Source organism: Xanthomonas hydrangeae (genome assembly GCF_032697525.1).
GTDB lineage: Bacteria > Pseudomonadota > Gammaproteobacteria > Xanthomonadales > Xanthomonadaceae > Xanthomonas > Xanthomonas hydrangeae.
In genome coordinates this window covers 1171752-1184274 of record NZ_CP103836.1, presented here as the reverse complement: position 1 = coordinate 1184274, position 12523 = coordinate 1171752, and the positions used below count along the sequence as shown (strand labels likewise).

12 protein-coding genes are annotated in these 12523 nt (G+C 63.1%); 5 read left to right on the top strand and 7 right to left on the bottom strand.

The features are described 5' to 3' along the window. Nucleotides 1-286: 286 nt before the first annotated feature. From NYR97_RS04750 to NYR97_RS04740, 3 genes are all read left to right on the top strand, one after another. On the top strand, nucleotides 287-862 hold the full coding sequence (locus NYR97_RS04750; protein ID WP_316696897.1) for a hypothetical protein: 576 nt from the start codon (nucleotides 287-289) through the stop codon (nucleotides 860-862). A gap of 11 nt (nucleotides 863-873) precedes the next feature. Further along, nucleotides 874-1872 (top strand): XVIPCD domain-containing protein, encoded by a 999-nt coding sequence (locus NYR97_RS04745; protein ID WP_316696896.1) that lies wholly within the window; start codon nucleotides 874-876, stop codon nucleotides 1870-1872. 76 nt (nucleotides 1873-1948) lie between these two features. Further along, nucleotides 1949-2353 (top strand): hypothetical protein, encoded by a 405-nt coding sequence (locus NYR97_RS04740; RefSeq protein WP_316696895.1) that lies wholly within the window; start codon nucleotides 1949-1951, stop codon nucleotides 2351-2353. 130 nt (nucleotides 2354-2483) lie between these two features. Here the strand turns inward: NYR97_RS04740 and NYR97_RS04735 are convergent, their stop codons facing one another. Continuing rightward, on the bottom strand, nucleotides 2484-3284 hold the full coding sequence (locus NYR97_RS04735) for a hypothetical protein (protein WP_316696894.1): 801 nt from the start codon (nucleotides 3282-3284) through the stop codon (nucleotides 2484-2486). 111 nt (nucleotides 3285-3395) lie between these two features. Beyond that, nucleotides 3396-3656 (bottom strand): helix-turn-helix domain-containing protein, encoded by a 261-nt coding sequence (locus NYR97_RS04730; RefSeq protein ID WP_316696893.1) that lies wholly within the window; start codon nucleotides 3654-3656, stop codon nucleotides 3396-3398. Nucleotides 3657-4096: 440 nt separating this feature from the next. Here NYR97_RS04730 and NYR97_RS04725 point away from each other — a divergent pair, with 440 nt between their 5' ends. Together NYR97_RS04725 and NYR97_RS04720 are read left to right on the top strand one after the other, a co-directional pair. Continuing rightward, nucleotides 4097-6544, top strand: coding sequence for a TonB-dependent receptor plug domain-containing protein (locus NYR97_RS04725; protein WP_316696892.1), 2448 nt, complete (start codon nucleotides 4097-4099; stop codon nucleotides 6542-6544). Nucleotides 6545-6613: 69 nt separating this feature from the next. After that, the gene (locus tag NYR97_RS04720) at nucleotides 6614-8692 is read left to right on the top strand and encodes an Atxe2 family lasso peptide isopeptidase (protein ID WP_316696891.1); all 2079 of its coding nucleotides are present in this window, start codon (nucleotides 6614-6616) and stop codon (nucleotides 8690-8692) included. A 72-nt stretch (nucleotides 8693-8764) separates the two neighbouring features. Here NYR97_RS04720 and NYR97_RS04715 read toward each other — a convergent pair whose 3' ends face one another. The 5 genes from NYR97_RS04715 to NYR97_RS04695 form a co-directional block, all read right to left on the bottom strand. Next, nucleotides 8765-10498, bottom strand: a complete 1734-nt coding sequence (locus tag NYR97_RS04715; RefSeq protein WP_316696889.1) for a lasso peptide isopeptide bond-forming cyclase — start codon at nucleotides 10496-10498, stop codon at nucleotides 8765-8767. Then, the gene (locus NYR97_RS04710) at nucleotides 10498-11238 is read right to left on the bottom strand and encodes a lasso peptide biosynthesis B2 protein (RefSeq protein ID WP_316696888.1); all 741 of its coding nucleotides are present in this window, start codon (nucleotides 11236-11238) and stop codon (nucleotides 10498-10500) included. The genes NYR97_RS04715 and NYR97_RS04710 overlap by 1 nt, the downstream gene beginning before the upstream one ends. Before the next feature lie 40 nt (nucleotides 11239-11278). Next, nucleotides 11279-11425 (bottom strand): benenodin family lasso peptide, encoded by a 147-nt coding sequence (locus tag NYR97_RS04705; RefSeq protein ID WP_104533192.1) that lies wholly within the window; start codon nucleotides 11423-11425, stop codon nucleotides 11279-11281. Nucleotides 11426-11473: 48 nt separating this feature from the next. Then, a complete protein-coding gene (locus tag NYR97_RS04700; RefSeq protein ID WP_316696887.1) occupies nucleotides 11474-11614 on the bottom strand; it encodes a benenodin family lasso peptide in 141 nt (46 codons plus the stop codon). 260 nt (nucleotides 11615-11874) lie between these two features. Then, entirely contained in the window at nucleotides 11875-12501 is a 627-nt protein-coding gene (locus NYR97_RS04695; RefSeq protein WP_316696885.1) for a GntR family transcriptional regulator, read from the bottom strand. Nucleotides 12502-12523: the final 22 nt, after the last annotated feature.

The following is a 12523-nucleotide window of genomic DNA, read 5'->3' as shown; positions in this document are numbered from 1 at the left end:
TCTCCGGCATCGGGCAGATCGCGTAGGTAACTGGGCGCAACACGGCAGGCGTACATTGACCCGGGCGCCGGATGTCACTTGCGTCGCACTCAGGCCAGCGCGGAACGAGCGCTCGCCGACTGCTCCTGTGATCGTAAAATGTTGAGCATGACATGGAGTATGGGCGGCGTTACCCTTGGCCACCAACTGCTGCAGCTTGCACGGGAGAGATACAGTGTTCATCGCGAAGCACAGAATACGCACTCTGCTCATGTCACTCATCGTAGGGCTTAGCGCAGGTTGCAACATGCAGTCATCTACCGCTACCGCGAATACGCACCTTGCGAAGGAGCAAGCAGATATGCGAACCGCAATACCATTAGTGCGAAGCCTTGCCCAATTTGATAATGGGGAGGTGGAACTCGAATTTGACGTGCCTGCGCAATCGGACGATGCAACCCCTCCGGTCTTCATAGGAATTCTACTGAATGGAAATGATCCAGGCGCGGTAGCTGACATCGCCGATCGGCTGAAGCGCGCCGATGTCGCGGCAGTAGTGCGCTTGGAACGTGTTCAACCCGCCGGGTCAGCGATAGTGCCATTGGAACGCGGTCAGCGTGTCGGAAGGGGCGAGGAAACATCTGTTGCTCTTGCCGCAGATGGGTTGTCTCCCCGCCTATTCTCAATGGATGCGGACTTTGCCACCATGGAGGAGGCTGGTCTGGCCTCTTTGGAGGTGCCGTCTGAGGAGCTTGCCTTTGCTTACAGTACTTCACTTCAGGCAGGACGCTACCGACTAAAATTACACATTACTCGTAATGCTGAGGAGCTAGCTAAGACAAATGCGCAACTTCTGATTGCTTACATCAACAAAGGAAAGTAAGGAGAGGTGGCATGGAGCATCATGGAAAACACTATACGGTTACCATCTATGTGGCTGCCGCTGGGACGCCGCTCCTATATGATAAAGAACCCTCTGTTGCGGGCCATGTTTATTACGCGATCGATGATGGCACAAGTTCTAATAGCTATGGATTCGCCCCAGCAAGGCATGGCGAATCCGTTGGGCCGGGGAAGGTTACTGGCGATGATGTTAAGAACTACAGGGATCCTTACTATTCAAGAACGATAGAGATCGATAAGGAGCAATACGAAAAGCTTAAGGAATTTGGCAAGGATCCGGCTAAGCACGGATTTAATATGGAGTATCACGGTGATAAGAATAGCTGCATCGATTTCACCTGGGATGCGCTCAATAAGGCTGGGCTGCACCGTAAGACAAAAGACGGATTCGATAGGGATTTTGAGGGAAATCTCAGCCCCGTAGATAATGTAGATGACATCAAGAGTATTCCTGCTCCCATGCCTAAGAGCGAGTTGAATAAGGAGCACAGCAACCCGAAGCCTGAGCAGCAATGGTGGCAGAAGGTGATTGGTGAAGCGCAGCCACCCGGTGAGCAGGTATCTCCGCTACAGGAAGCCGCGCAGCTTGCGAGAGTGCTGCCAACAGATCCGCTGCATCACCAAGCAGAACAGGCCGTTCGCCGCCTCGAGCAAGGCCTCGGCCGCGAGTATGACGACAACAGCGCCCGGCTGGCAGCGAGCAGCGCGTATTTAGCCAAAGAGAACGGGCTGTCTCGAATCGATCATGTCGTCCTGAGCGAGAGCTATAAGTCCGTAAGACAAGGCGAGAACGTGTTCGTTGTGGAAGGCGCGTTGAACGATCCCGCACACAAGATGGCGCACATGAAGACGAACGACGCTATCGCCCAGCCGGTAGAGCAGTCTCTGGCGCAATTGCAGTCCTTGGGTGAAACGCAGCGGCAGCAACAGTCCCAGCAGCAAGAGCAGCAACGCGACCAGTCGATCACTCCGCCGCCTCGGATGGTGTGAGGTCTGATACGCCGGTATACGTACGCAGCGTGCTTTTGGTAAAACATCGCTCTACCGCAGGAAGGAGCCGCGCCGTATGCCATTCGCTATCTTCCGTTCTTACGTTTCGGCATCGGCCGCAGTGGTCGTTGCCACCTTTGCAGGATGCGCCATGACCGAGCCGCCGATTTCAAAGAAGCAGTTCTCCGAACATGTTGTGACGCTGCTGGCCGGCAAGGACTCGGCGGTCGTCGAAGCCGGCAAGTTGACCGATTTCCCTTGGAAGACGCTGTGCTTCGAGCGCGATGACAGCCTGCTGCTAAAATTTGATCGCGGCGGGGAAACGTCCGTGCTGCCGTTGCCTTACGAGGAGTTCTTCGTGGATGAGGCACATGTGGCCAATTCCCTGGAAGATAGCTGTGTCACGCCATCCGATCACATCCTGATCAAGAAGAAGTATCCGGGCTACCAAGGGCCTATCGAGTTTCAGAAGGCGGCCTAGGGAGGCTGAGGTGTGGTCGACTTTGCGAATCTGCGGACGCCAGACGTGAGGTTGCGCAGGGAGCATGTTTGCATCGCGATGAGCTGAGCCGCACGCCACGTGTTATCGGTTGAATTTGAAGTTCAATGCTCTAGTTTTTTTGCCTGTCCAACCCTTTCCTGCATAACGCAAGATTGGTTCGCGCTGCGCGCACGATTGTCAGATAGCGATCCGCAAGCACCGGTGGCCAGTTCTCCATCACTGCGTCGTCTTCTGCTGCTGCGTCTTCGGCATAGGCATTCAAGGTTTCCAGGCACTGCGCATACAGCGCGTTCTTGTACTGCGTGATTGCCAGGTCATTGCGGATATCTCCCTCTTCTCCCCATTCCAGTGTCGGCGCGCACTGCGCCAGTACCGGAGACAGGGTGGTCAATGCCGTCTTGTAGTCCTTGCGGTCGTATCGCTGCTGAAATGCCGCACGCATGCGTGCCAGGGCGTTGCGGCCGCAGCCTTCTTTGGCCCGCAGGTAAGGTGCTTCGAAACCGCCGTTATAGCCGCAGAGTGACTTGCACTCGACCGGCGTGGGGCTTGTCACGTCGATACCTTCGGCAGTCTCTGCGAACTGCACTCTGCAGTCCGTGGGGCCCGTGTCGCTTATGGCAATACCTTGGCGTCCATCGATCACGCCTTCCAGAAAGCACATGGATTGGCCAGTGGTGCTTTCCAAAGAGAACCATAGCGATCCATTGCGCTTGGTTAGCAGCAGATGCCCCCATCCCTTTTCCGTGATGTATTCGCCGGGCGCAAGAGCGACGCTTGCTGCGGGGTTGTCCGAGATCGGCGCGGAGCCGGGCACGCTGGCGTGCGGCTGCGCCGGGCATAGCGTTGTGGCAAGTGCCGCACATGCCAGCCATGCCTTCGCCAGACGTGGGAGTTTGTTCTTCCGATCCATGCGTCTGCTCTGGCTTCCTGGAGGACACGGGGTGACGGAGAATGCCTAGTTGCCTGAAGATCCCGCGCCCGGCACACCCGCGGCCATTCTTCTGGCCCATATCCACCCGTTTCAGGGTGCGGGTTTGCCCTGCCGCTGGTACTCCAGAATCATCTGCGCCAGATCGTCTTCTTCGGCATAGAAGTAGGCCACCGGTACGTCGAGGGCGTTTGCCAGCCGCTGGATGGTCTGCAGGTCGGGCTGGTGGACGCCGGTTTCGTAGCGATTGACGCGGGTGCTGGCGACGAAGTCGTCCAGGCCGGCCTTGATGCCCAGGTTGCGCTGCGACAGGCCGTAGACCTGGCGCGCCTCGCGTAGCCGGCGGCTGTACACGGGGAGCTGTCGTTTCTCAACCAAGAGTGTGCGCGTCCCGGACTTCGATGCACGGAAGCTTCCGAAAGCGGGCTTGACTTCGATACTACGGTAAACGTAGTCTTGGCGTGATGGCTACGTTAAACGTAGCTGTGGCAATGCCTGCAGTGGCGCTGACGGCGCTGACGTAGAGCGTCGGGAGCACAGCAGGCAGTAGGGGAAGTGCAACAACTTGCGCAGTGATGACGTGTCGGGCCCGGGTGGGCACCGAGGTGCTTTGCGTGCGCGATGATTGATCGTATGACAAACAGTTAGCAATACTAATCATTGCCCGCTGGCATGGCGGCGCTTTGTTTCGGCAGTCAGGTGCAGGACCGATCTTGCTCGGCTGGCTGCGCGCTCCGGGGTCGACCGGAGTGCGCTGTCGGCGGGGCCAACCCAGGCAAGCCAAAGGACGCTCCATGAAGACACGCACGTTACGCGACGCCATTTCTCTCGCCCTGTTCGCTGTGAGCAGCGGGGCGGCAGGTGCGGCGACGGCACAGGCCGCGGCACCGCAGGCAGCGGCAACAGATCGGACAGCTGCGGCCGGCATTCCGGCGCCCGCGTCGGCGAGCACCAGCGACCCGGCGGCTGCCACCTCTCCCGAACCGGCACCTGCGGCGATTCCACCGACGCCAGCAGCCGCCACCGAGTTGGAGACCATCGAAGTCACTGGTACACGCATCAAGGGCGGTGCGGTGCCCTCGCCGGTGATGGCGATCGATGCGGCGCGCATCCGCGAAGAGGATTTCGGCGATCTGGGCGAGGTGATCCGCAGCGTGCCGCAGAACTTCTCCGGTGGGCAGAATCCGGGGGTGCTGAGCGGCAATCTGGCCGGGGCCGGCAACGCGAACCAGAACATGACCGGCGGCGCGAGCCTCAACCTGCGCGGCCTGGGCGCCGATGCCACGCTCACGCTGCTCAACGGGCGCCGGCTGGCCTATGGCGGGTTCACCCAGGCGGTGGACATCAGTGCGATCCCTGTGGAGGCGGTGGAGCGGCTGGAGATCGTGGCCGACGGTGCGTCGGCGATCTACGGCTCGGACGCGGTGGGTGGCGTTGGCAATGTGATCCTCAAGTGCGACTACGACGGGGTCACCGTCGGCACGCGTTTCGGGCGGGCCACGCAAGGCGGGCTCACCTCTCGGCAATACAGCGTCACTGCCGGCACCACCTGGCGCAGTGGTGGGCTGATCGCTACCTACCAGGACGTCTCGGCAGACCCGATCTACAGCCGGCAGCGCAGCTACACCACGCAACTCACCGACCCATCCACGCTGTATCCCGGCAGCGATCTGCGCAGCGGCCTGCTCAGCGCGTACCAGGCGCTGGGCGATAACGCGGAGCTGCGCCTGGACGCGTTACGCAGCGAGCGTGACCAGCTGCATCTCTACGCGGTCAGTGGCCGCAACAGCCGGGTCACGCCGACCACCACCAGCCTGCTGCTGTCGCCGAGCCTGGTGGTGTGGTTGCCCCGCGACTGGACGCTGACGCTAGGTGCCACCAACGGCAACAGCAAGCACGATCAATACCGCCAGGAAACGGCGCTGGCCAGCGGTGCGGTAAGCGTGACCGACCTGTGCTACTGCAACGACAGCCGCAGCTACGAACTGGGCGCCGAAGGGCCGCTGTTCGCGCTGCCGGCGGGCGATGCGCGCCTGGCCGCCGGGGTGGGGTATCGCAGCAACACGTTCCGCAACGTCAACCACGTCAATGGCGTGGAGACGATCGACGGCAGCGAAAGCGCGCGCTTCGCCTATGCGGAGGTGAACCTGCCAGTGGTGGGCCCGGCGCAGGGCGTGCCCGGTGTGCAGCGACTGACGCTGACGGCGGCGGTGCGCGGGGAGGACTACAGCAGCTTCGGCGGGGTGACCACGCCCAAGTTCGGTGTGCTGTATGCGCCTGGCAGCGATGTGACGCTCAAGGCCTCGTGGGGCAAGTCGTTCAAGGCGCCCACGCTGTTCGAGCGCAACTACGTGCAGGAGGCGTGGCTGTTCCAGCCGGGCGCGTTCGGCGGGGTGGGCTTTCCCGCCGGGACCACGGTGCTGGTGGCCGATGGAGGCAACCAGGATCTGCAGCCGGAGCGCGCCATCACCCGCTCGGTCTCGCTGGCCTGGCATCCCGAGGCGCTGGATGGCCTGGAGGCGGAGCTGACCTGGTTCGGGGTGGACTACAGCAACCGCGTGCTGCAGCCGATCGCCAATGCCAGCCAGGCTCTACGCAATGCGATCTACGCGCCGTTCGTGGACCGCACGCCGACGCCGCAGGCGCAGGCCGATGTGATCGCCCTCGCCAGCCGGTTCTCCAACTTTGCCGGCGTCGCCTACGACCCGAGCCGGGTGGCGGCGATCATCTATACGCAGTACGCCAACGTGGCGCAGCAGGACATCGAGGGTGTGGACCTGAGCGGCAGCTACCGGGTGGCGTTGGCGCGCGGCGCGCTGACCTTGCGCGGCTCGGCGAGTTGGCTGGACAGCACGCAGCAGACCTTGCCCACGCAAGCGGCGTTCGATCTGGCCGGCACGCTGTTCAACCCGCCCACGCTGAGCAGCCGCGTGGGCGCGGTGTGGAAGCAGGGCGGGCTCACTGCCTCGCTGTTCGGCAACTACCGCAGCGGGGTGCGCAACCGCGCCGATGGGGTGGAGTCGGCATCGTTCACCACATTCGATATGGCGTTGCGCTACGCCACCGGCGCACGCCGCGATGCGTGGGCCGGGCTGGAATTCGGGGTGTCGGTGGACAACGCCTTCGACCGCGATCCGCCGTTGTATCGGGTGACCTCGCCGCTGTACGTGGCGCCGTACGACTCCACCAACTATTCGGCGATTGGTCGCTTCGTGAGCGTGTCGGTGTCCAAGCACTGGTGATGCATCGGCTGCCAGCGGCAGCCGATGTGCAGGCGATGGTCCTTGAGCGTTGCTGAGAGGAGTGCATGCGTGACGAATCACAAACCATGGCGCCTGCTGCTTGCAGGCGTGCTGATGGCGGCGGGTACGTGCGTTGGCCACGCGCAGACGGTATCGCCGCAGCGATTGCTGGAGGTAGTGGATATCGGCAGCCCCACGCTGTCGCCGGATGGCCGCAGCGTGGCCTTTCGCACCGAGCAGGCATCGGTGCAGCGCAATACCTACGACAGCGCCTGGTATGTGCAGGGCCTGCAGGATGCTGCGCCCAGACGCGTTGCCGATGGCGGCGTGCCGCTGCGCGATTCGGCAGGTGGCGCGTTGCCTGCAAAGGTGCTGTGGTCGCCGGATGGCCGCTGGCTGTACTACCGCGCTTTAAGCGATGGGGTGATTGCGGTGTGGCGTGCGGCGGCGGACGGCTCCGGCGCGTACGCGGTGACGCGCGATGCGGCGGACGTGCGCGAGTTTGCGTTGGACGCGCAGGGGCGGGTGCTGCGTTACCGCGTCGGTGCCACGCGCGCGCAGGTGATGGCGGCCGAACAGGACGAGTATGCGCAGGGCATCCGCATCGACGAGACGGTGCCGCTCGGGCAAGGCCTGTTCCGCTCGGGCAATGTGGAAGGACGCCTGGCCACGCAGCGCTTCGGCACGGTGTGGTTCGATCGCACCGGGTTGTCGGCGGATGTGCCGGAGCACTGGGTGGCGCTGGATCTGGCGACGGCAACTACGCTGCCACTCGCTGCCGCGCAGGTGCCCGCGGAGGAACCGCCCGTCAGTGTGCTGCGCGGTATCGACGGTGATGTGTGGCAATCCGTGCGTGCGCCTGGAGGGGCTGTGGCGGTGCTGTCGCGTGTGGGTGATGGCAAAGGCCTGCTATTCCGTCCGCAGGTGGCGCTGTCGGTGTTGCCCGGTGCACATGCGCGCAAGGCCGTGCGCTGCACGGCGGCGGCCTGCGTGGGCAAGGCGATCACTGCAGTGCTGTGGCGCCCGGGCAGCGCGGAGGTGCTGTTCACCATCACCGATCCTGCGCTGGGCCTGGCGCAATCCATCCAGCGCTGGAATCCGGCCACCGGGCAGGTACATGCGGTGGTGCAGGGGCGTGGTCTGATCAATGGCGGACGCGATTCCTCCACACACTGCGGTGCATCGGCCGCTGCGTTGGTGTGCGTGACCGCCGACGCCGATCGCCCGCCGCGTCTGGAGCGCATCGGCCTGGACGATGGCGCGCGGCAGGTGCTGTTCGATCCCAATGCGGAGCTTGCGGCAGACATGGCGCGTGCCACGCCCGCACGGCTGTTGCAGTGGCGCGATGCACGTGGGCGGCAGTACAGCGGCCAGTTCTTCGCGGCACACGGTACCGGCGCGGGCAAGCTGCCGTTGTTCGTCACCTACTACAGCTGCCCGGGCTTCGTGCGCGGTGGCATGGGCGACGAGTGGCCGCTGGCCGCGTTGGCGCAGCTGGGCATCGCAGCGCTGTGCATCAACCAGTTGCCCGGCTACACCATGGATGCGGTGGAACGGCACGGCGAGGGGCTGGCGGCAGTGGAAAGTGCGGTGGCGTTGTTGTCAGCGCAGGCTGGTATCGATCCCATGCGCGTGGGCATGGGCGGGCTGAGCTTCGGTGGTGCGGTGACCTTGTGGACGGCCACCGAATCGAACCTGCTGGCCGCCGCCTCGGTCGCCAACCCGGTGGTGTCGCCGACGTACTACCTGTTCGGCAGCATGAAGGGCGAGCCCTTCCTCAAGGGACTACGCGAGATGTGGGGCCTGGGCGCACCGGAGCAGACGCCCGAGCGGTGGAAGGCGCTGTCGCCGGCGTTCAAGCTGGAGCGGATTCGCGCGCCCATCCTGTTCCAGCATTCCGAGCAGGAGTATCTGTACGCACTGGATTACGTTATTCCGCTGCTGCGTGCGCAACGTGCCGAGCTGTATGTGTTTCCGAACGAGCCGCACCAGAAGTTTCAGCCGCAGCACAAGTTGGCGGTGTATGCGCGCAATGTAGATTGGTTCCGCTTCTGGCTGCAGGATTACCAGGACGCTGCGCCGGAAAAGGCCGCGCAGTACGCGCGCTGGCGTGCAATCAAGGCGGCACTGCCGGCACGTGGCGATTAGCGTGCGTGATGCCGCTTGCGCGTGGCATACGTTGCCACGCACACGGCATGCTTCCACGCAGCGCAGGCAACATCAGCCTTGATGACGGACCCAGTTCTCGACCGCACACAGGTCGAAGATGCGCATGACGCTGTGGTCGCCGTCGGCCAGTGTGTGGTCGAAATGGTGGCGCAGCGCATCGGCATCCAGCAGCCCCTGGCCTTCGAGTCGACCATGCAGCAGATAATCGCGGATCTGCTGCCTGCCCTGACGATAGACCGCGCCGGAGTAGTTCATGAAGGTGCCCTTGCTGCGACGATGCAGGATCTGCGCAGGCAGCACATCGGCAAACGCATCGCGTGCGACGGCGCGATTGCGGCCGCCAGCGATCCACATCCAGCTCGGCACTGTCAGGCAGGCTTCCACCACCGGTTGCGACAGCAGCGGCATGCGTAGGTGCCACGATGCACTGCGCGCCAGTCCATCGCGGAACACCTGGGTGCCGGCCAGATCGAAGATACGTTCGCGGTCACCGGGCAGGCTGCCGGGCGGGGCATCGAACCAGGGATGCGATTGCAACCGAACCTCAGCCTGCGTGCTCGGCAGAAACGATCGCTCCGGCTTGCGCGGCGGGCCGGCCTTGGCGAGGAGTTTCTTCATCGTCAACCTGCCTGCTTTCCAGAGCGTGCATTGATGGAGTTCGGCGAGATCGTGGATTGCACGCATGCCGGCGCGTAGGCCGCGCGCTCGGAAGGCGTCTGCAGCTGGTGCTGCGGTTCTGGTGTAGCAGAACACGGTGTCGCCACCACCGCCGGAAAAGAAACTGCTGACGGCGAGCTGCTCGGCGATGGTCTCTTTCAATGCGTTGGAGGCATGCTGCAAAAACCAGGTGCTGGGGGCGACGGCATGTGCCGGCGGTGCGAAATCGACGGGTGCAGCGTCGAACCCGAGTGTCCGCACGATCAGCTCGGTGCCCAACAGATCGCTCATCTGCCGGGCATAGTGCCGCTCGTCGGCACCAGGCACCGGCGTGACCAGATTGCAGCATGCCACGCGCGCGGTGGTGTCTTTCAGGCATGCGGCGAGGATGGAAGAATCCAGGCCGCCAGAGAGCTCCAGCAGCACGGACGCATCGGTCCGCGCCCAACAGGTGACGCTGGAGGCAACCGCCTGACGCACCTGTGCCTGTGCGTCGAACGGGTCATGCCGGCGCTGCGATGCTGCGACGAAATCCCAGGGGTTCCAGACCTGTTCGACACTGTTGCGGTTGGAATGCAGACACAGCTGGCTGCCCGGCAGCAATTCGCGTACGCCGACAAGCCCGGTGCGCTCGGTCTTGAGGTGCGGGTAGTGCAGATGATGGGCGATGGCGTCCAAGTCGATCTCACGCGTGTACACACCCGCATGCGTGGCGATCGAGATGTCTGAAGTGATGAAGCCATGCTGTAGCGCGTAGACGCATGCCACGCCGCCGGAAGGCTCGCGCATGACGGTGATGGCGCTCGGATCCGCGTGCGGTGCATGCAACAGCAGGTACTCGCCCCAGTGCGTGTCGATCAGGTGCCGCGTCCGCTGTGCTGCGGACAACCCATGCAACGATGCGCCGTCCACCAAGGGGGCGTTGTCGCGCCGCGAAAAGACATGGCCGATCAGTGCGCCGCCACCAGGCAGGTCGAGCACGGACGTGTCGTCTGATGCATACAGATCGATGCATTCAGTGCGTAGCCGTGGCAGTAACCCGATCTGTCGCAGCGCCTCATCGACACCGGCGCGGTCGCCATCGTGGTGTGTCTGCGGATGATTGAGCAAGGCGATGTAGCGGTACATCACACCACCCGGATGGGGGTATGCGCGTGGACGTTGCCCACCGTGTCGTTCAAGACCAGATCGCCAGCCTGCACCCAGCAATGCGCCGAAAACGGATCGAGTGCGACGCCGAAGACAATCCGGGCATCGAGCTGGCGCCTACGCAGGAATCTTGCCAGCGCGACCGAATCGAGCAGGCAGCGCATCTCGACCGGCACCCACACGCGTGCGTGCCTGAAGACCGATGCCGCATCAGTGAGCCGTTGCTCGAGCGGGGCGACCGAGCTTTGCTGCGCCCGCTTGCGCTGCGCTCCAGCGGAGAGGCTGCCAAGTACCCTGCTAAGCGGGCTGCGCTTCAATACCAGGCGTGTGGACAGCACAAGTGCCAGCACCTCGAGCTTGTCAGACAGGTGTGGTCGTTGCGCTGGTATGGACATTTCCATCGCGCTACGTGCAACAGGTATGACGGAAGGCTGCGGGCCGGCGGTGGCCTGCGACCGTTCCACCAGCAGTCCCCGTTCGACAAGGTCGTCGATCTCCAGCTCCGACACCGGGTCTTGCGCCAGGTAGGCGAGCAGGGAGTGTTCTTGTGCACTGGGCAGACGGAAGTAGCGGTCGTTGCCGACATCCAGGAACACCAGGCGCTCGCCAATGCGGCAGAACGATAGGTCGTCGCGCAACATGTAGCGGCGCATGGCGTTGTCCTGGAGAGAGAAGGGGCGCACCGTTGGAGTGCGCCCCATGGCCTGGGAAGTGCTCATCGGCACTTGCCGAGTGGCGACTGCCGCGCGTTGGCAGTGCCTAGTCCTGGCTGATGCCTAGCGTGGTGATGCCACCCATTTCTTCGCCTGCCAATGGCCCGCCCTGTGTGTCCAGGCTTGCGATCCCAAGCACGATGAGATCCTGGCCAAACGTCGTGGTGTGCGCGTCGTTGTTGCTGGTATCCATGGTCTCTACTCCTGGTGGGAGAGGCGTGCACTCAGGCACGCCTCGGGTTCACTCTTCGGAAATGCCAGGCACATTGAAGCCGCCGATCTCTTCGCCAGCGAGCGGGCCGCCTTTGGTGTCGGTGCTGGCAACGCCAAGCACCGTGGTCTCGTTGGATGCATCGCTGTGGATGGTGTCGTTGCTGTTCATCGCTGTCTCCTGGTTGCGTCATGGGGCTCCATGACGCAGACACGTTAGGAAACGGGCTTGTTGATTTTCAAATGATTAAGTCGTGACACCGTCATAATTAAATTCACCGTGTGACCGCCATCGAAGATGACCGTGCAAGCTTGGCGGTGACGTCGCATCGCGCCGTTCAAGCCACATCAGACGCACGCTGCCGGCGGTGCGCCAGCACAGCATGTGGATCTTACAAGGCCTGGTGCTGGCGACAGTCCGTGGCCGGGCTGTCAAACCTGACGGCTGCGCTCATGCATGACCGCCACGATGCGCGGCACGGCCTGGATGCGGCGCGCGTGATAGGCGTGTAGCGCTATGCGTAGCGCGGCAAGGTCGCGCTGCTGCCAGTGCAGCGTGAGCTCTGCCAGTTCTTCTTCGAGAGAGTCGAGCAGGCCATGTTTGGCACGTCGCACCGGTGCCAACCTGTCGTTGGTCTGCCTGACGGCATGATGCAGCGACCAATACGCAGTGGCATGGGCGATGGCGTCGAAGAGCTTCCAGGTCTGCTTGACCACGTCCGCAGGTGCGGTGTTGGGCTCCAACTCGCCAGGGGCATGCGGCGTCGATGCAAAGCCGATATCGCAGGCCATCAGCAACAGGCGATCCATCCAGTCGTAAAGATCCCGCAGCGCGACCTCGGTGAGCAGCGGCACCTGCAAGCCATAGCGTGCGTGATCGATGACCAGGCCTTCGCCGACCAGGCGATACAACGCAAAGCGTACCGGCGTGGGGCTGATCTTTAACTCGGTGGCCAGCTTTGCCGGGTCGATGCGCTGGCCGGGCGGATACCGCCCGGATTGCAGTGCGCGCCTGACCTGCGCATAGGCAACTGCACGTTTGGAGTGAACTTCACTCATGACGAACTCCTTGTCTGGCCGC